General features: G+C 76.7%; 22 protein-coding genes. 12 read left to right on the forward strand and 10 right to left on the reverse strand.

Going from position 1 to position 17370, the window contains the following annotated elements; all coding sequences use genetic code 11:
- Positions 1–36: 36 nt before the first annotated feature.
- The 6 genes from ACYVQV_RS15065 (at position 37) to ACYVQV_RS15090 (ending at position 5361) form a co-directional block, all read left to right on the forward strand.
- The gene (locus tag ACYVQV_RS15065) at positions 37–1311 is read left to right on the forward strand and encodes a PP2C family protein-serine/threonine phosphatase (protein WP_461024128.1); all 1275 of its coding nucleotides are present in this window, start codon (positions 37–39) and stop codon (positions 1309–1311) included.
- Positions 1308–2318 carry a cobalamin B12-binding domain-containing protein gene (locus ACYVQV_RS15070; RefSeq protein ID WP_461024129.1) on the forward strand — a complete coding sequence of 337 codons (1011 nt, stop codon included), beginning with the start codon at positions 1308–1310 and terminating at the stop codon, positions 2316–2318. The genes ACYVQV_RS15065 and ACYVQV_RS15070 overlap by 4 nt, the downstream gene beginning before the upstream one ends.
- Positions 2319–2351: 33 nt before the next feature.
- Positions 2352–2837: an RNA polymerase sigma factor gene (locus ACYVQV_RS15075; RefSeq protein WP_461024130.1), complete on the forward strand. Its 486-nt coding sequence runs from the start codon at positions 2352–2354 to the stop codon at positions 2835–2837.
- Entirely contained in the window at positions 2834–3508 is a 675-nt protein-coding gene (locus ACYVQV_RS15080; protein ID WP_461024131.1) for a methylated-DNA--[protein]-cysteine S-methyltransferase, read from the forward strand. Before ACYVQV_RS15075 ends, ACYVQV_RS15080 begins: the two co-directional genes overlap by 4 nt.
- An 81-nt stretch (positions 3509–3589) precedes the next feature.
- Positions 3590–4552 carry an ABC transporter ATP-binding protein gene (locus ACYVQV_RS15085; RefSeq protein ID WP_461024132.1) on the forward strand — a complete coding sequence of 321 codons (963 nt, stop codon included), beginning with the start codon at positions 3590–3592 and terminating at the stop codon, positions 4550–4552.
- Complete coding sequence (locus ACYVQV_RS15090; RefSeq protein ID WP_461024133.1) at positions 4549–5361, forward strand: ABC transporter permease; 813 nt, start codon at positions 4549–4551, stop codon at positions 5359–5361. The genes ACYVQV_RS15085 and ACYVQV_RS15090 overlap by 4 nt, the downstream gene beginning before the upstream one ends.
- A 25-nt stretch (positions 5362–5386) precedes the next feature.
- Here ACYVQV_RS15090 and ACYVQV_RS15095 read toward each other — a convergent pair whose 3' ends face one another.
- The 7 genes from ACYVQV_RS15095 to ACYVQV_RS15125 form a co-directional block, all read right to left on the reverse strand.
- Positions 5387–6277, reverse strand: a complete 891-nt coding sequence (locus ACYVQV_RS15095) for a 5-oxoprolinase subunit C family protein (RefSeq protein ID WP_461024134.1) — start codon at positions 6275–6277, stop codon at positions 5387–5389.
- The gene (locus tag ACYVQV_RS15100; protein WP_461024190.1) at positions 6274–6936 is read right to left on the reverse strand and encodes a 5-oxoprolinase subunit B family protein; all 663 of its coding nucleotides are present in this window, start codon (positions 6934–6936) and stop codon (positions 6274–6276) included. The genes ACYVQV_RS15095 and ACYVQV_RS15100 overlap by 4 nt, the downstream gene beginning before the upstream one ends.
- Before the next feature lie 2 nt (positions 6937–6938).
- Positions 6939–7709 (reverse strand): LamB/YcsF family protein, encoded by a 771-nt coding sequence (locus ACYVQV_RS15105; protein ID WP_461024135.1) that lies wholly within the window; start codon positions 7707–7709, stop codon positions 6939–6941.
- 7 nt (positions 7710–7716) lie between these two features.
- Positions 7717–7998, reverse strand: coding sequence for a hypothetical protein (locus ACYVQV_RS15110; RefSeq protein ID WP_461024136.1), 282 nt, complete (start codon positions 7996–7998; stop codon positions 7717–7719).
- 145 nt (positions 7999–8143) lie between these two features.
- Entirely contained in the window at positions 8144–9334 is a 1191-nt protein-coding gene (locus ACYVQV_RS15115) for an ATP-binding protein (protein ID WP_461024137.1), read from the reverse strand.
- 110 nt (positions 9335–9444) lie between these two features.
- Entirely contained in the window at positions 9445–10095 is a 651-nt protein-coding gene (locus ACYVQV_RS15120) for a hypothetical protein (protein WP_461024138.1), read from the reverse strand.
- Between the two features lie 277 nt (positions 10096–10372).
- Positions 10373–10795 carry a rhodanese-like domain-containing protein gene (locus ACYVQV_RS15125; protein ID WP_461024139.1) on the reverse strand — a complete coding sequence of 141 codons (423 nt, stop codon included), beginning with the start codon at positions 10793–10795 and terminating at the stop codon, positions 10373–10375.
- 162 nt (positions 10796–10957) lie between these two features.
- Between ACYVQV_RS15125 and ACYVQV_RS15130 the strand changes: the two genes are divergently transcribed.
- Complete coding sequence (locus ACYVQV_RS15130; RefSeq protein ID WP_461024140.1) at positions 10958–11494, forward strand: SSI family serine proteinase inhibitor; 537 nt, start codon at positions 10958–10960, stop codon at positions 11492–11494.
- Positions 11495–11499: 5 nt separating this feature from the next.
- Here ACYVQV_RS15130 and ACYVQV_RS15135 read toward each other — a convergent pair whose 3' ends face one another.
- Genes ACYVQV_RS15135 through ACYVQV_RS15145 form a run of 3 tightly spaced genes read right to left on the reverse strand, consistent with a single transcriptional unit; the run spans position 11500 to position 13136 of the window.
- A complete protein-coding gene (locus tag ACYVQV_RS15135) occupies positions 11500–11772 on the reverse strand; it encodes a DUF2277 domain-containing protein (protein ID WP_461024141.1) in 273 nt (90 codons plus the stop codon).
- A gap of 10 nt (positions 11773–11782) precedes the next feature.
- Entirely contained in the window at positions 11783–12199 is a 417-nt protein-coding gene (locus ACYVQV_RS15140) for a DUF3817 domain-containing protein (protein ID WP_461024142.1), read from the reverse strand.
- Between the two features lie 58 nt (positions 12200–12257).
- Positions 12258–13136, reverse strand: a complete 879-nt coding sequence (locus ACYVQV_RS15145) for an Fpg/Nei family DNA glycosylase (RefSeq protein ID WP_461024143.1) — start codon at positions 13134–13136, stop codon at positions 12258–12260.
- 76 nt (positions 13137–13212) lie between these two features.
- On the opposite strand from ACYVQV_RS15145, the gene ACYVQV_RS15150 reads away from it, so the two are divergent.
- From ACYVQV_RS15150 to ACYVQV_RS15170, 5 genes are all read left to right on the forward strand, one after another.
- The gene (locus ACYVQV_RS15150; RefSeq protein ID WP_461024144.1) at positions 13213–13587 is read left to right on the forward strand and encodes a YidH family protein; all 375 of its coding nucleotides are present in this window, start codon (positions 13213–13215) and stop codon (positions 13585–13587) included.
- A gap of 32 nt (positions 13588–13619) precedes the next feature.
- Complete coding sequence (locus tag ACYVQV_RS15155) at positions 13620–13934, forward strand: DUF202 domain-containing protein (RefSeq protein WP_461024145.1); 315 nt, start codon at positions 13620–13622, stop codon at positions 13932–13934.
- Between the two features lie 2 nt (positions 13935–13936).
- Positions 13937–15403: an MFS transporter gene (locus tag ACYVQV_RS15160; protein WP_461024146.1), complete on the forward strand. Its 1467-nt coding sequence runs from the start codon at positions 13937–13939 to the stop codon at positions 15401–15403.
- A 193-nt stretch (positions 15404–15596) separates the two neighbouring features.
- Positions 15597–15953: a tetratricopeptide repeat protein gene (locus ACYVQV_RS15165; RefSeq protein ID WP_461024147.1), complete on the forward strand. Its 357-nt coding sequence runs from the start codon at positions 15597–15599 to the stop codon at positions 15951–15953.
- A 127-nt stretch (positions 15954–16080) separates the two neighbouring features.
- Positions 16081–17367, forward strand: a complete 1287-nt coding sequence (locus ACYVQV_RS15170; protein WP_461024148.1) for a lectin — start codon at positions 16081–16083, stop codon at positions 17365–17367.
- Positions 17368–17370: the final 3 nt, after the last annotated feature.

Genomic DNA, 17370 nt, shown 5'->3' on the forward strand with positions numbered 1-17370 from the left:
CAGCCGGACGAGCAGCCGACCCGAGGAGGGGGACCCGTGACGCGCGACCCCCGCACGCCCCCGCCGGCCTCGACCGGCGCCCTCCTGGACCTCGCCACGTCCGCGGCCGGCGTCCTCAACGAGGGCCGGCTGGCCGCCCTGGTGCTGTCCCGCCTCGTCCCGGCGACCACCCCGGCGGGCGCCCTGCTGGTGCTCGACGAGGCGGGCCTGCGGGTGCGGGCCGTCGATGCGGACGGCCGGTCCGAGCGCAGCACCCGGCCCCGGTCGGTCGGTGATGACGTCCGCGGCGTCCTGCGCGATCTCGTCGGTGGCCGCCGCCCGCTGGACGACGACGAGCTCGCCGCGCTGCGCCCCGTCGTCCCGGTCGACCTGGGGGCCAGCCCGCAGGGTGTGCCCCTGGCCGTGCAGGTCGGTGGGACCCGCGCGCTGCTCGTGCTGGCCGACCCGGTCGGGGACGTCGACGACCGGGTCGTGCCGCTGCTGCGCGGACACCTCGACGCCGCGCTGCGCTACGCCCAGCGCAGCGGCCTGGCGACCCAGCTGGCCGGGGCGTACCGGCCGCGGCTGAGCGCCGTCCCGGCCTTCGACGTCGCCACCCGGTACCGGCCCAGCCGCGAGGAGGACGGCGTCGGCGGCGACTTCGTCGACCTCGTCGACCGCGGCGGCGACTGGACGCTCGTCCTGGGTGACGTCACCGGCCACGGGGCCGAGGCGGCGGTCGCCACCGGGCGGATCCGCCAGACCCTGCGGGTGCTCGCGCACCTGCACCCCGAACCGGTCGACCAGCTCGCCCTGGCCGACCGGGTGCTGCGCGCCGACGACACCGGCGGCGGGATGCGCTTCGCGACCGCCGTCGTCGTCCGGCTGCGGCCGTCCTCCGGGCCCCACGGTGAGGCCGGCGGGACGGCTGGGGCCGGCGGGGCGGGCAGCGTCCGGGCGACCGTGGCGCGCGCCGGCCACCCCGCGCCGCTGCTGCTGCGCACGGACGGCACGGTCACCCCGGTCGAGCCCCGCGGCCCGCTGCTGGGCATCGTGCCGGACCCGAGCTGGGAGCAGGCGGACGTCGTCCTGGAGCGCGGGGACACGCTGCTGCTGTTCAGCGACGGGGTCACCGAGGCGGGCCGGGCGTCGGTCATGCTGGGGGCGGAAGGACTGGTCGACCTGGTCCGGCACTACGCGGGGATGCCCGCCGAGGCCGTCGCGTCGGTCGTCGAGGAGATCGTCATCGCCCTGGACGAGGGAGCAGCCCGGGACGACGTCGCGATCGTCGCCGTGGGCGTCCCGCTCACCCAGGAGGTGCAGGACCCGTGACCGGACCGGACGTGGCCGGGGCCCGTGCCCGCTTCCTCGACGCCGTGGCGGCGGTCGACCGCGCCCGCGCACTCGACGTCGTCCAGGAGCTGCTGGACGCGGGCGTCCCCTCGCACGAGGTCGTCACGATGCTCGGCGACGTGCAGCGGCAGGTCGGCGAGCTGTGGCAGTGCGGCCGGTGGAACGTCGCCCAGGAGCACGCCGCCACCGCCATCAGCGAGGCGGCCCTGGCGCTGGTCAGCAGCGCCCGCCGGCGGGCCGCGGTGCTGACCCGGGACCGCCCGCACGGCCGGGTGGTGGTGGCCTGCGCCGACGGCGAGTGGCACTCGATGGCCGCCCGGCTGCTCGCCGAGTCGCTCACCGACCTCGGCTGGGACGTCACCTACCTGGGCGCCAGCGTGCCCCCCGGGCACCTGACGCAGTTCCTGCACGACGTGGGCCCCGACGCCCTGGCCGTCTCGTGCTCCGTCCCGGGCAACCTCGTCGCGCTGCGGGACGTCATCCAGCAGGCCCAGGACGCCGCCGTCCCCGTCCTCGTCGGCGGGCGCGCGCTCGGCGAGGACGACACCCGCGCGTTCGCGCTCGGCGCCGACGGGTGGGCGGCGAACCCGCAGGACGCCGACCGGCTGCTGCGCACGTGGCGTCCCCGGCTGGGCGGGCTGCCGTGGCGGGCGCCGGACCGTTCCGCCGACGCGTACCGGCTGCTCGGCCGGCTGCCGACCGTCGTGGACGCCGCGGCGCGCCGGCTCGAGCCGCTGCCCGGTGTCGCGGACGCCGCCGGGACGAGCGGTATGGACCTGCGCACGGACCTGGCGCACCTGCTGCGCGCGTGCGCGAGCGCGCTCCTCGTCGGCGAGGACCGCCTCGCCGCCGACGACCTGGAGTGGTGGTCGATGGTGCTGCTGGTCCGCGGCGTGCCGCAGGAGAGCATCGCCCGCGTCCGCGAGGAGGTCGTGGCCACCCTGCGCGAGCACGGCCTGGCCGACGTCGCCGACCTGCTCGCCTGACCGCCCTCACACGCCGCCGCCGCCGCGCGTTGGATGCCCGTGAGCCTGCCGCCCTTCCAGCACCTCGTCGACGCCCACTGGCGTGACGTGGCCCGGCTCGCGCACGCGCTGGCCGGCCCCGTCGACGGCGACGACGTCGCCCAGCAGGCGTGGACGCAGGCGCTGGCCGCCTACCCGTCGCTGCGGGACGCCCGCAACCTGCGGGGGTGGCTGCTGACGGTGGTCAGCCGGTGCGCGACCGACGCGCACCGGTCGCGCGGGCGACGTCCCGTCCCGGTCGAGGACGTGGCCGCGACCGGTGCCGGCCACCACCCCGTGGCGCCACCGCCGGCGGACCGCGACGACGACCTGTGGCGGCGCGTGCGCGGCCTGCCGGACCGGCAGCGGCACGCGCTGGTCCTGCGGTACGTCGCCGACCTCGACCACGCCACCGTCGCGCGCGCGCTCGACACCACCCCCGCCGCCACCCGGCGGCTCGTCTCCGACGCCCTGGCGACCCTGAGGAGGGACCTGCCGTGAAGCCGACCCGCCGGTCCGGTCCCGGACCCGCGTGCCCGACCACCCCGACCGCCCCGCCCGGCCCGACCGGCCCCGAGGAGGCGCTGCGCGGGTTCGCGCCCGACGTCCGCCCACCCGCCCTGGGCGGCGCGGACGTCGGCTACGTCGTCGACGACACCGCCCTCGGCCGGATGCTCTTCGCGGTCCGCGACGGCGGGGCGGTGCTGCTCACCCGCTACGTCGCCGACGACACCGAGGCCGACCGCTGGCTGCAGCGTCTCGCCGACCGGGTGTCGCCGCGGGTGCTGCGCGAACCGGCCGCCACGGACGCGGTGCGCCGCGAGCTGGCCGAGTACGTGGCGGGCCACCGCCGCGACTTCGACGTCCCGGTCGACACCGCGTTGATGGCACCGTTCCAGCGCACGGTGCTGGGCCGGTTGCCGCAGGTCGCCGGGTACGGCTGGACCACCACCTACGGGGCGCTGGCGGCGGCCACCGGGGCACCGCGGGCCTCGCGGGCCGTCGGCGCCGCGCTCGGAGGCAACCCGGTGTGCGTCCTCGTGCCCTGCCACCGGGTGCTCGGGGCCTCGGGCGCGCTCACCGGGTACGCCGGCGGCGTGGACGCCAAGACCCGGCTGCTCGCGCTGGAGGGGGCCCTGCCCGCCAGGGGCGCCCTGCCGTCTGGGGGATGACCCTGGTTCGTCCCCGAGAACGACCCCGGACCTGGCCCGCGAGCCTTCCCACGGCGGCGGCCCGCCCCCGATGATCACCGCATGACGACACGGGAGGCCACGGACGTCGTAGTCGAGGTGCGGGATCTGCGCAAGAGCTACGGCCCGACGAGGGCGCTGGACGGGGTGACCTTCGCGGTGCGGCGCGGGGAGGTCTTCGGGCTGCTGGGGACGAACGGGGCGGGCAAGACGACGACGGTGGAGGTGCTCGTCGGTCTGCGGACGGCGGACTCGGGGACCGCGTCCGTGCTGGGCCTCGACCCGCGGCACCACCACGACCACCTGGTCCGCAAGGTCGGCGTGCAGCTGCAGGAGGCGGCGCTGCCCGACGCGATGACCGTCGGGGAGGCGCTGCGCCTGCACGCGTCCTTCCACGACACCCCGACCGACGTCGACCGGCTGCTCGACGACTGGGACCTGCGCGACGTCGTCAGGCGCCGGTTCAAGCGCCTGTCCGGCGGGCAGAAGCAGCGGCTGATGATCGCGCTCGCGCTCGTCGGCGACCCCGAGCTCGTCGTCCTCGACGAGCTGACCACCGGGCTCGACCCGCACGCCCGCCGCGCCACGTGGGCGCACGTGGAGCGCCTGCGGGACAAGGGGATCACGGTGCTGCTGGTCACCCACCTGATGGACGAGGCGGAGCGGCTGTGCGACCGGGTGGCCGTCGTCCACGCCGGCCGGGTCGTGCGGGTCGGGACCCCCGACGAGCTCGCCGCGGCCCTGGACGACGACCAGACGGTCCGGTTCGCCCAGGACCCCGGCGTCGACCTCGACGCGCTGCGGGCCCTGCCGGGGGTCCGGGCCGCCCGGACCGTGGGCGCCGACGTCGTCGTCGACGGGGACGCCGACGTGCTCGTCACCGTGGTCACGCACCTGGCCGCCCGCGGGGTGCGGCCCCGCCGCTTCCGCACCGAGCAGAGGGGGCTGGAGGACGCGTTCCTCGCCCTGACCGGGGCCGCCGGCGCACCGGTTCCCGCGACCGTCACCGAGGGGGAGCACGCATGAGCGCCGCGACCACGAGCCGGCCGCGCCGACCAGACCGGCCGGCGCCGGGAGCACCGCCCCACCGCGTCCCCGGGACGCTGCGGGTGGCGGCCGTCGAGCTGCGCCTGCTGTGCCGCGACCCCGTCGGCATCGGCTTCTCGCTGGTCTTCCCGGCCCTGCTGCTCGCCGTCCTCGGCGCGTTCTACCCCGGCTTCACCGACGTCGCGCCGGGATTCGGCGGGATCCGGCCTGTGGACGCCTACGTGCCCGTGACGGCGGTGCTGTCCCTGATCATGCTGGGGATCCTGACGCTGCCGAGCGTGCTCGCGTCCTACCGCGAGCGCGGGGTGCTGCGGCGGCTGCGGGTCACGCCGCTGGGGCCGGGCCGGCTGCTCGCGGCGGTGCTGCTCGTCGACCTGCTCGTCGGTGTCGCGGCGGTGGGATTGGTGCTGCTCGTGGCCCGGGTCGGTTTCGACGCCCACCTGCCCCGGTCGCCGGGCTGGTTCGCGTTGGCACTGTTGCTGGGGTCCGCGGCGATGCTCGCGCTCGGCCTGGTCATCGCCTCGGTGGCGGGGCGCGGCTCGGTCGCCGCGGCGCTCGGCCAGGTGGTCTTCTTCCCCGCGATGTTCCTGTCCGGCGTCTGGTACCCGCGCGAGCTGATGAGCGGGTGGCTGCTGACGGTCAGCGACCTGTCCCCCGTCGGCGCCTTCGTCCAGGCGCTCGGGGAGTCGTGGGCCGGCCGGGTCCCTGGATGGCAGCCGCTGCTCGTCCTCGCGGTGTGGGCGCTCGCGACGTCGCTGCTCGCGCGGCGGCTGTTCCGCTGGGAGTGAGCTGCGGCGCGCGGCGCGGCCTGGCTCACCACGGCGGCGGGACCGCCACCAGCCGGACCCGCTCGCCCGGCCGCAGCTGGGCCGACCGGTCCGCGTCGGCGGCCAGGAGCACCCCGGCCACCGGGTACCCGCCGGTGACGGGGTGGTCCGGGCCGAACAGGACGGGACGGCCCGACGGCGGCACCTGCACCGCCCCGCGGACGGTCCCCTCCGACGGCAGCTCCCTGTCGGCGACCGACGGGTGGCGGCGCAGCGGCGGGCCGTCGAGGCGGACGCCGACCCGGTCGCTGTCCGGGGTGACCCGCCACAGCGCGGTCACGAGGCCGGCGGGGTCGTCCAGCCAGTCGTGCCGCGGCCCCAGGACGACGCGCAGGGCGACGGCGTCCCCGTGGTCGCCGGGTGGGGGCGGGACGGCGTCGACGTGCGGGTACCCGGTGACGTCGTCGCCGACGGGCAGGAGGTCGCCGGCGGCGAGCGGTGGCGGGCCCGTTCCGGACAGGGTGTCGCTGGCCCGCGACCCGAGCACGGGCCGCACGTCGACGCCGCCGCGGACCGCGAAGTAGCTGCGCAGCCCCGCGGTCGGCGTCCCGAGAGCGAGCACCTGCCCGGCGCGGACGGCGACGACCGCGTGGTGGCCGACGTCCCGGCCGTCGACGCGGACTGGCGCCGGTGCGCCGGTCACGGCCACGGTGACGTCCGCGGTCGCCCGCAGCGCCAGGCCCCCGAGCAGGACCTCGACCGCCGCGGCGCCCTCGGTGTTGGCGACCAGGCGGTTGGCAAGACGGTACGCGGTCCGGTCGGCGGCACCGGACCGCGGGACGCCGACCGCGGCGTGCCCGGGCCGGCCGGCGTCCTGCAGGAGGGCGAGCGGCCCGGTGGCGAGCACCTCGAGCCGGGGTCGTGTCGGCGCGCTCATCGGTCGGCGGACACGAACCTGACGGCGGCGCCGGGGCGCAGCAGGGCGGGTGGGTCGCGGTCGACGTCCCACAGGACGGCGTCGGTGCGGCCCAGGAGCTGCCAGCCGCCGGGTGAGGGCCGTGGGTACACGCCGCTGTACGTGCCGGCGAGCCCGACGGCGCCGGCCGGGACGCGGGTGCGGGGCTCCTCGCGGCGCGGGACGACGAGCCGCGGGTCGCCGCCGACGAGGTAGGCGAACCCGGGGGCGAACCCGCCGAACGCGACCCGCCACAGGGTCCCGGTGTGGGCGGCGACGACGGCGTCGACGGTCAGCCCGGTGAGGGCGGCGACGTCGTCCAGGTCCGGCCCGTCGTAGCGGACCGTCAGCTCGACGACGTCGGCGTCCGCCCGGCGGCCGCCCCCGCCCGGTGCGGAGCGGAGCCGGGACAGCCTGTCCCGCAACGGGTCCAGCGGCGTCCCCGGCTCCACGGTGACGAGCACGGTCCGGGCGGCGGGGACGACGTCCAGCACCGTCGCGTCGCCGGAGGTGGCGCCGCGCACGGCGTCGGCGAGCGCGAGGACGGCGTCGACCGCGTCGTCGCGGCCGCCTTCCGCGTCGTCCCCGGGGCCGGTCACCTCGAGCAGCAGGGCGGCGTCGCCGCACGGCAGGACCCGCACGCTCACGCGAAGGGCTCCACCCGCACCCCGGCGGCCTCGAGCGCGGTGCGGACCGCGGCCGCGACGTCCACCGCGCCGGGGGTGTCGCCGTGCACGCACACCGACGCGGCCCCGACGTGGACGTCGGTGCCGTCGACGGCGGTGACGACACCCTCGGTGGCCATCCGCACGACGCGGCGGGCGACCTCCTGCGCGTCGTGGACGACGGCGCCGGGCTCGCGGCGGCTGACGAGGGTGCCCTGCGGGGTGTACGCGCGGTCGGCGAACGCCTCGGGGACCGCGCGCAGCCCGGCGCGCTGCGCCGCGGCGAGCAGCGCGGAGCCCGGCAGCCCGAGGACGGGCAGGGTGTCGTCGTGCAGGGCGACGGCCTCCACCACGGCACGGGCCTGCTCCTCGTGCTCGACGACGGCGTTGTAGAGGGCGCCGTGCGGTTTGACGTACCGGACGGCGGCGCCGGCGACCTTCGCGAACGCCTGCAGCGCGCCGAGCTGGTAGAGCACCTCGTCGACGAGCTCGTCCGGGTGGACGTCGATGAACCGGCGGCCGAACCCGGCCAGGTCGCGGTAGGAGACCTGGGCCCCGATGACGACGCCCCGCTCGGCGGCCTGGTGGCAGGTGCGGCGCAGCACCGACGGGTCGCCGGCGTGGAAGCCGCACGCCACGTTGGCGCTGGTGACGACGCCGAGCAGCGCCTCGTCGTCCCCGAGCGTCCACCGCCCGTAGGACTCCCCGAGGTCGCTGTTCAGGTCGATCGTCGCGCCGCGGTCCGCCACCTCCCCATCACAGCACGCTGTGGGTGTCCGCCACCGCCCGACGGGCGCCGAACCGCTGCTGCGCTGCCTGGCGCGAGATGTCGAGGGCGGCGCCGATCACCGTCCACGAGTCCCCGGCCTCCCGTGCCCGCCGGACGGCATCGCGCAGCGCCTCCTCGGCCAGCGACAGGTCCTGGCGCGCTGCGACGATGCGACGGAACGACGCGGCGTCGCGTGCAGGGTGCGTCGAAGGGTCGACCTCTTCCAAGCCCGTGGCGTCCTGATGCGCTCTGGTCTTCGCCATGTCCATCACCTCACCTCAAGTAGTCGCACAGCGTGCTCCCACGCGTGCCTCACGTCCGCCTCGTGAAGACCGTGCTTCAACGCCGACGGTCGTATCTCCACCCGTCAACGACGGGTTGACGAATCCGCCATGTCAACCTCTGGTTGACGTGCTAGTCCGTGGCGTGCGCGCGCAGGTAGCGGCCGAAGTGGGGGACGGTGAAGGCGATCCGGCCGCGTTCACCGGAGTAGACGAGCCCCTTCTTGATCAGCCCGTCCCGCGCCGGGGACAGGGACTGCGGCTTGCGCCCGAGGGCCTGGGCGACGGCCGACGTGGCGACGGCCTCGTCGCCGTCGGTGCCGAGGTCGGCCATCGCGCGCATGTACTCGCGCTCGGCGGGGGTGGCGCGCTCGTAGCGGGAGCCGAAGAAGCCGACGGCCAGCTCGTTCTCGGCGTCGGGTGCCGCGACGGCGACGTCCCCGGCGGTGATCGGGGACTGCGGCGCGACGTCCCAGGCGACCTTGCCGTACGCCTGGACGAAGTACGGGTAGCCGTCGGTGCGCTCGTACAGGGCGTCCAGCGCCTCGTCGGTGAACTCGGCGTCCTCGTCCTTCGCCGGCACCTGCAGCGCGAGGTCGGCGGCGGCCCGGTCGAGCCTGTCGATGCGGGTGTACCGGAACAGGCGCTCGCTGTACGACTTGGACGCCGACAGCACCGCGGGCAGGTGCGGCAGGCCGGCGCCGACGACGATCAGCGGCAGCCCCTGCTGGCTCAGCTCGTGGCACGCCGCGCACAGGGCGGACACGTCGTCCGGGACGACGTCCTGCATCTCATCGACGAACACGGCGACGCCCTTGCCGGTGGCGGCGGCCAGCCCGGCGACGTCCGTGAGCAGCTCGACGAGGTCGATCTCGATGTCGCCGGAGTCGGCGCGGCCGGTGGTGGCGGGGACGTCGATGCCCGGCTGCCACCGGTCGCGGACCTTCGCGCCGGGTTCGGTGGCGCGCAGCGCGAACGCCTTGACGACGCCGAGGACCTCGTCGGCCTCCTCCCGTTGGCGGACGCCGAGCTCGCGGACGGCCAGGTGCAGCGCGGCCGCGAGGGGACGGCGCAGGGGCGTGTCGGGGCGTGCCTCGAGCTTGCCGGTGCCCCAGCCGCGCCGCACCGCCGAGGACCGCAGGGCGTTCAGCAGGACGGTCTTGCCGACGCCGCGCAGCCCGGTGAGGACCATCGAGCGCTCGGGGCGCCCGCGGGCGACGCGCTCGAGGACGACGTCGAACGCGTCGAGCTCCTTGTCGCGCCCGGCGAGCTCGGGCGGGCGCTGACCGGCGCCGGGGGCGTAGGGGTTGCGCACGGGGTCCACGATCGGACCGTATCGCCGTGTCTAGCGTCAGCGGCAGAGACACGCAGACGACACGATCGGCCGCCCGGTCACGTGACCGGGCGGCCGATCGAGGGGTGCGGCGGCCGCCGTCAGGCGGCGATGCGGGCGGAGCGCAGCGCCTGGCCCACGCCGGAGGCGTCGTAGGCGTCGGCCGCGGCCACGGCGGTCACCAGGTAGAGGGTGTCCCCGGACCGCAGCACCAGGGCCTCCTGGGTGCTGGGCACGGAGCCGCCCGAGGTCTCCAGGGTCTTGTCGAGGACCACGAAGTGCGCCTCCTCGGCGCCGGGCCACTCCACCGGCCCCTGCTGGACCCCGGAGGCGGCCTCGGTGCCCTGCGACATGTCGACGAGCGTCTGCGCGTACTCGGCAACGGTCATCTTCGCGCCGGGCTCGGCGACGACCGTGATGACCGGGTCGCCCTCGGCCGGGTTCTCGGGGGCGATGACGAACGGACCCTCGGGCGTGCTGTCCGGCGTCGGCGCGAAGCCCTCGGGGAAGTCCAGGGTCACCGGGCCGAGCTGCTGGGGGGACCCGGCCTCGACGGGCGCGACGTCCTCGGGCGCGGGCGCCGACCCGGCGTCGGCGGGGTCGGAGCCCTCCACTTCGGTCAGCTCCACCGCCGGGGTGTCCTCGGCGGCGGTGGTCTCCTCGTCCTCACCGCCTCCGCAGGCGGTCAGCAGGGCCAGGACGGCGATCGCGGCGGTGGTGCGGATCGCGCGGCGCGCGGGGCGTCGGGTCAACGTCGTCTCCTCGGAAGTCGCACCGGCGGGTGTCACCGGTCAACCGCGCACCCAACAGGCAAACCCGGGGATGGACAAGGCCGACTTGCTCCGTGAGACGCGGACCGGCGTGTCGTGTTTGCCCGGTTGCGTCCCGTTACCGACCCTCGCTCTCGACAGAGGCGCCGGGGGGCGGCCCCCCGAGCGCCCGTCGAGCCGTGTCTCGCGATGTCTAGAGCAGGTTCTAGATGGCGCGAGACGACCCCATCGACGACGTGCGTCCGGACTCGCCCAGCCGTCACACCACGCGACCGGGCTCCCCCTGGGCGTCGACCAGCGGACGACCCGCCGACTGCCAGGCACCGACGCCCCCGGCGACGTTGACGGTCTCGTAGCCGTTCTCGTTCAGCCACGCCACCGCCTGCCCCGAGCGGTTGCCGCTGCGGCAGATGACCAGGACCTCCCGGTCGCGGGGCAGCTCCGTCACCCGCTGCACCAGCTGCCCGAGGGGGATGTGCACCGACCCCTCGACGTGGCCGGCGCGCCACTCGTCGTCCTCGCGCACGTCGACCACGAGGGTCTCGTGCAGGTCGCTCGGGACGTCGTCGACGGTCACGGTCGGGACCTCGTACACGGCGCGCTCCTCGGGTGGTGGGGTCGGCTCCGGGACGTGCTGGCGGCCCTCGGTGCTGGACCCGGTCGGGTGGTCTCGCGGTCCCATCGTGGCACCTGACGCCCGTCCTCCGCCTGCCGGGAGCAGCCCCGTCCTTGACTGTCGGTAACGGTCCGGTTTCGTCCTGTTCGTCCCGGAACCCGGGGGTGCCTGAGGTGCGTCCCACCCCGGTACCGTCGCCCCACCCACCGACCCCGCAGGAGGCCCACGATGCCCGTCCGTCACCGCCCCACCGCCCGCCGCGTCCTCGCCGTGACAGCAGCGGCCGCGCTCGTGGCGCTGACCGCCTGCGGGAGCGACGAGGGCGACCCCGAGGTCGTGCCCGGGGCCCAGTCCGAGACGACGCAGGCCACGCCGACCCCGACGGAGTCGCCCAGCGCCGACGAGACCGGCGACCCCACCATCGAGCCCGGTGGCCCCGTGCCGGCGGACCTGACGATCACCATCGACGACGGCAGCGGCAACACCACCACCCGCAGCCTCACCTGCGACCCGGCCGGCGGCGACGTCCCCGACCCGCAGGCCGCCTGCGACGCGCTCGTCCAGGCGTGGCCGTCGGCGTTCGCCGCCGTCCCCAAGGACGCCGCCTGCACGATGGTCTTCGGGGGCCCGCAGACCGCCACGATCAGCGGCACGATCGGCGGTGGCCAGGTGCTCGCCGAGTTCGACCGCACCAACGGCTGCGAGATCGAGCGCTGGGAGTCGCTGTCCCCGCTGCTCGGGCAGTACGGCGGCCCCGACAGCTGAGCCGGTCAGGAGGTGCGGGCGGCGATCCTCGCCCGCACCTCCGGCCGCCGCAGCGGCGGCACCGTCGCCGGCGGCTGACGGCGCGGCGGCAGGGCGGCGAGCAGCCGTCCGGTCGACGCGGCGACCTCCTCGACCGCGGCCTCGACCGCCGCCCGCGCGGCCGCGTTCGGCTGGCGCAGGCCGCTGACCTTGCGGACGTACTGCTCCGCCGCGGCCCGGATCTCCTCGTCCGTCGCCGCGGGCTCCAGGCCGCGCAGCTCGGTGATGTTCCGGCACATGCGCCGCACGCTACGCCGAGGGCTGCTCCTGCGGAACGCCCCGCGCACCCGCCGCGCCGTCGGCGGTGTCGGCCCGGCCGGCACCGGACAGCTCACCGAGCCGACCGGACCGCTCGGCCCACCGCTCGAGCACCAGCGACGCGAACGGCGGCACCGCCGCGACGAGCGCCAGCCCCGTCGTCCACAGCGACCACCGCAGCGGCCGGGCGACGAGCAGCACCACCAGCACGTAGGCGAGGAAGGCCCCGCCGTGCAGCGCCCCGAACACCTGCACGCCGACCTCGGTGGTGCGGGTGACGTGCTTGAAGAACATACCGACGAGCAGGCCCGCCCAGGTGAGGGCCTCGACGACCGCGACCAGGCGGAACCACGTCGCGGGGGTCCCTGGCACGACGGTTCGCACGGCGGTTCGCAGGGCGGTTCGCATGGCCACCAGGCTAGGTCGCCGGCCGCCGGCCGCCGGCGGCGGGCTCACGTCAGCAGGCTCACTTCAGGAGCCGGGACAGCCTGCGGTCGGCCAGCGGCTTGCCGCCCGTCTGGCAGGTGGCGCAGTACTGCAGCGAGCGGTCCGCGAACGACACCTCGCGGACGACGTCCCCGCAGACCGGGCACGCCTCACCCGTGCGGCCGTGCACGCGCATGCCCGCGCGCTTGGCGTCCTTGAGCTCCTTCGCCGGCTTGCCGGACGCGGCGCCGACGGCCTCCTCGAGCACCTCGTGCAGCGCGGCGTGCAGGCGGTCCACCTGCTCGTCGGTGAGCTTGCCGGCGACGGCGAACGGCGAGATGCGCGCCGCGTGCAGGATCTCGTCGCTGTAGGCGTTGCCCACCCCGGCGACCACCGACTGCTCCCGCAGAAGGCCCTTGACCTGCTGGCGGGAGCCGGCGAGCAGACCGGCCAGCGCCTGCCGGTCGAAGCCCGGCGCCAGCGGGTCCGGGCCCAGCGACGCGACCGCCGGCACCTCGGCAGGGTCGCGCACGACGTACACGGCCAGCCGCTTGCGGGTACCCGCCTCGGTGAGGTCGAACCCGGCGAACCGCTCCGCACCCGACCCGTCGTCCAGTCGCACCCGCAGCGCGATCGGGCTCTTGCCCGGGCGGGCCGGGGCCGCCGGCAACGCGTCGGACCACCGCAGCCACCCACCCCGCGCCAGGTGGAAGACCAGGTGCAGCCCGTCGACGTCCAGGTCGAGCCACTTGCCGTGCCGCGCCACGCCGGTGACCTGCATCCCCTGCAGGGCGGTCGGCGGCGGGTCGTACGTCTTCAGGACGCTGATCGCGGCCACCTCGACCGACGCGACGACAGAACCGACCGCGCGCTCAGCGAGGAAGTCCACGAGCGCCTGCACCTCGGGCAGCTCGGGCACGCGCACAGCGTGGCACAGCCCACCACCGCTCCACAGGGTCGGCAGGTTCCCGCCGGCCGGGGCTACCGTGCGGGTCATGCAGTCCCCGCGCGGCTGGCTCGACCGGCTCCTGGCCGAGGGCGACGACCCCGACCCCCGGTTCACCATGGCCAACGAGCGCACCTTCCTGGCGTGGATCCGCACGTCCCTGGCGCTCGTCGCCGGCGGGATCGGGCTCGAGGCCTTCGCCGGTGACGCCCTGCCCGTCGCCCTGCGCCAGGTCCTGGCGATCCTGCTGCTCGTGGTCGGCGCGGTGCTCGCCATGACGTCGTTCTCGCGCTGGCTGCGCAGCGAGCGGGCGCTGCGCAACGGCCGCACCCTGCCCGGCCTCGGGATGGCACCCCTGCTCGCGGTCGCCGTGGCGGTCTGCGCCGGGGGGCTCCTCGTCGGCGTCCTCGTCGGCGGGGGCTGAGCCGTGGGCCCGCCGCAGGCCTCGGGGCCAGCGTGAGCGCCGACCGGCACCGCGCGGTCTGGGACCCCGGCGCCCAGCCCGAGCGCACCTACCAGGCCTGGACCCGCACCGCTCTGGCGCTCGTCGTGGTCTCGCTGCTGGCCACCCGGCTCAGCGGCCAGGCCGGGTGGGCCGCCGTCGTGGTCAGCGTCAGCGGGTCGCTCGCGGCCGTCGTCCTCACCCGCGACCAGAAGCGCCGGCTGCACCGCAACCGCGTCGCCGTGAGGCCGGGTCCGGTGCTCGCGCTGACCGGTTTCACCGTCGTCCTGGCCGTCTCCTGCGCCGTCCTCGTCCTGGTCGGGCGGTGACCGTGGACCCCGCGCCCGCCCCGGACCCCGAGCCCGGCGCGCCCCGGCTGCGCTCACCGGCCGGGCGGGGGCTGCTGACGGCCACCGTCCTCGGGTCGGGGGTCGCGTTCCTCGACGCCACGGTCGTCAACGTCGCCCTGCCCACCATCGGCCGCGACCTGGGCGCCTCGCTCGCCCAGCTCCAGTGGACCGTCAACGGCTACACGCTGTCCCTGGCGGCGCTGATCCTGCTCGGCGGGTCCCTCGGCGACCGGCTCGGGCGCCGTCGCGTGTTCGTCGCCGGGGTGGTCTGGTTCGCGGTGGCGTCCGTCGCGTGCGCACTCGCCCCGGACGCCGGCTGGCTCGTCGCGGCGCGGGTGCTGCAGGGAGTCGGCGGTGCGCTGCTGACCCCGGGCTCGCTCGCGCTGCTGCAGTCCGGGCTGCACCCCGACGACCGGGCCACCGCCATCGGGCTGTGGTCGGGGCTGTCCGGGGTGAGCACGGCGGTCGGCCCGTTCGTCGGCGGCTGGCTCGTCGCCCTGGACTGGCGGTGGGTGTTCTGGGTCAACGTGCCACTGGCCGCGCTGACCGTGTGGCTGGCGCTGCGGCACGCCCCCGAGAGCCGCGACGACACCGCCGCCGGCAGGGTCGACGCACCGGGAGCCGTGCTCGGTGCCCTCGCCCTCGGCGCGTTGACCTACGCGCTCGTCGCCGCCCCCGAACCCGGCTCGGGTGGCCGGGCGGCCCTCGCGGGCGCGCTCGCGGTGCTCGGCGGGGCGGCGTTCGTGCTGCGGCAGCGCCGCGCCCGGCACCCCATGGTGCCGCCCAGGCTGTTCGCCGACCGGGTGTTCACGATCGTGAACGCCGAGACGCTGCTGGTGTACGCCGCGCTGTCCGGCATGAGCTTCCTGCTCGTGCTGCACCTGCAGGTGTCGCTCGGCTACAGCCCGCTCGCCGCCGGTGTCGCGATGCTGCCGGTGACGGTCCTGCTCACCGCGTTCTCCGGCCCGGCCGGGGCCCTGGGGCAGCGCGTCGGTCCCCGGCTCCCGCTGACCCTGGGGCCCGCCGTCGCCGCCGCCGGGCTGCTGCTGCTCGTGCCGCTGCGGGCCGGGGACGGGTACTGGCTCGACCAGCTGCCCGGGCTCGTCCTCTTCGGCGCCGGGCTCACCCTGCTCGTCGCACCGCTGACGGCGACCGTGATGGCCGCCCCACCCGCGCACCTCGTCGGCACGGCCAGCGGTGTCAACAACGCGGTCGCGCGCACCGGCGGCCTCCTGGCCGTCGCCGCGCTGCCCGCCGTCGCGGGCATCAGCGGGCAGGCCTACGCCGACCCGGACCGGCTGACCCCGGCGTACGCCGTCGGGATGGCCACGTGCGTTGGGCTGCTCGCGGCGGGAGCCGTCGTGGGCCTGCTCGGGCTGCCGCGCGGGGCGCGGCTTCGGCAGGCCCCTGCGCCCACGTCGGGCCGGGACCGGCCGCCCGGGACCTGACCGGCGACGGGCGGCCCGTCGCCCGGCTCGTCGGGCGGCTCGTCGGGCGGCTCGGCGGGGCTCGTCGGGCGGCCCGTGGGCCGGCCCGTCGGCGGTGGACGCGCGGAACAGCCGCGGCCCCACCGCGGTTGCACCGGTGCTGGGACCGACCGCCGTGCCCGACCGGGCCGGCCCGACGCCCGGGAGGAGCGCCGTGACCTCCACCCGCACGATGGCCACCCGCGAGCTGAGCGCGGACGAGCTGTACGCCGAGTTCCGGCGCGCCGAGAACCTGCTGGCCGCGCGCCGTCCCGCCGACGCCGCCCGCGTCGTCGCGCCCGTCGTCGAGGCCGCCCCCGAGCACCGCGGCGCCCGCGAGCTGCTCGCCCGCGCGTACTACGGCTCGGCGCAGCTCGGGCGCGCCGAGACCGTCCTGCGCGACCTCGTCGCCGACCGCCCGGACGACGGGTGGGCGCGGCACGCCCTCGCGCGCACGCTCGAGCGCTCCGGGCGCAGCGACGAGGCAGCGGAGCACCGCCGCGTCGCCGAGGCGCTCAGCCTGACCGCCTGAGCACCTGGCCGCCTGACCGCCTGACCCCACCGGCCGGCCACCGTCCGGCAGACTCTGCCCGGCGCGGTCGCCGGCCGGTGCGGGCCGCGCACGCCACGTCCTCGACCCACCGGCTGCGAGGACGCCGATGACCACACCCGCGCACCCGGCCCGCCCAGCGACCGGCCCGGCGACCGGTCCGGCGACCGGCCGTCGCACCCCCGCCGCGGGGACGGCCAGGGCGCTGCTGGCCTGGCTGGCCGCCGCGGTGCTCGTGGCGGCCGGCGCCGTCGCCGCACCCGCGAGCGCCCTGGGGACGACCCGGGCGGCCCCTCCGGCGGAGACCTGCGAGCCGTTCGGTCACGTCACCCCCTTCGGCCCCTACTGGCTGAACAACAACCTGTGGGGCGCGGACGCCGGCACCGGCACGCAGTGCCTGACGCCCGGCACGGTCGACGGGTCGCAGGTCTCCTGGAGCACCCGGTGGGAGTGGCAGGGCCGCCCGGACGCCGTGAAGTCCTTCACCAGCGCGGTGCTCGGGTGGCACTGGGGCACCAAGGTGCCGGGCGGCGGGCTGCCGGTGCGGCTGGACGAGCGGCCGCGGGTCGCCACGACCTGGGACTACACCGTCACGAGCACCACCCCCGGGGCGATGAACGTCGCCTACGACCTGTGGCTGCACGACGTGGCCGCCCCCACCTGGCAGGACCAGCCGACCCACGAGGTCATGCTGTGGCCGTACCGCACCGGCGGGGCCGCGCCCATCGGGACCCGCGTGGGCACGGTCTCCCTCGGCGGCGCCACCTGGGACCTCTACGAGGGCGACATCGGGTGGCGGGTCCACTCCTTCGTCCGCACCAGCAGCACCGGGTCCGTCGACCTCGACCTGGCCGACGCGCTGGAGGAGCTGGTCCGGCGCGGCTCCGTCCCCGCCACCGCGTACCTGACCAGCGTGCAGGCGGGCACCGAGGTGTTCACCGGCGCCGGGCGCCTGGACACGCACCGGTACGCGGTCGAGGTCACGACCGGCGCCCCACCGCCCCCGGGTCGTCCCTCCGCCGTCGTGGGCCGGCACTCGGGCCGGTGCCTCGACGTGGTCGGCGCGTCCCGCGAGCCCGGGGCGCTGACGCACCTGTGGGACTGCTACGACGGGTCGAGCCAGCGGTTCACGTGGACGGACACCGGCGAGCTGCGCCTGCACGGCACGCTGTGCCTCGACGTCCTGCGGGCGCGGACGGAGCCGGGCAGCGAGGTGGGCACCTGGCCGTGCCACGGTCGGCCGAACCAGCGCTGGCAGCTCGAGGGTGACGGGACGATCCGCTCCGTGTCCTCCGGGCTGTGCCTGGACGCGACCGGCTGGGGGGCGGCGAACGGCACGCCGGTGCGCGTGCACACGTGCACCGGTGCGGCGAACCAGCGGTGGACGCTGCGCTGACGT

The sequence above is a fragment of the Thalassiella azotivora genome, from assembly GCF_054781695.1.

Coding starts and splice junctions, on each gene's coding strand:
- ACYVQV_RS15075 (WP_461024130.1), top strand. CDS start 2,352: ATGCCCGTGAGCCTGCCGCCCTTCCAGCACCTCGTCGACGCCCACTGG.
- ACYVQV_RS15085 (WP_461024132.1), top strand. CDS start 3,590: ATGACGACACGGGAGGCCACGGACGTCGTAGTCGAGGTGCGGGATCTG.
- ACYVQV_RS15090 (WP_461024133.1), top strand. CDS start 4,549: ATGAGCGCCGCGACCACGAGCCGGCCGCGCCGACCAGACCGGCCGGCG.
- ACYVQV_RS15095 (WP_461024134.1), bottom strand. CDS start 6,277: ATGAGCGCGCCGACACGACCCCGGCTCGAGGTGCTCGCCACCGGGCCG.
- ACYVQV_RS15110 (WP_461024136.1), bottom strand. CDS start 7,998: ATGGACATGGCGAAGACCAGAGCGCATCAGGACGCCACGGGCTTGGAA.
- ACYVQV_RS15125 (WP_461024139.1), bottom strand. CDS start 10,795: ATGGGACCGCGAGACCACCCGACCGGGTCCAGCACCGAGGGCCGCCAG.
- ACYVQV_RS15130 (WP_461024140.1), top strand. CDS start 10,958: ATGCCCGTCCGTCACCGCCCCACCGCCCGCCGCGTCCTCGCCGTGACA.
- ACYVQV_RS15135 (WP_461024141.1), bottom strand. CDS start 11,772: ATGTGCCGGAACATCACCGAGCTGCGCGGCCTGGAGCCCGCGGCGACG.
- ACYVQV_RS15140 (WP_461024142.1), bottom strand. CDS start 12,199: ATGCGAACCGCCCTGCGAACCGCCGTGCGAACCGTCGTGCCAGGGACC.
- ACYVQV_RS15150 (WP_461024144.1), top strand. CDS start 13,213: ATGCAGTCCCCGCGCGGCTGGCTCGACCGGCTCCTGGCCGAGGGCGAC.
- ACYVQV_RS15170 (WP_461024148.1), top strand. CDS start 16,081: ATGACCACACCCGCGCACCCGGCCCGCCCAGCGACCGGCCCGGCGACC.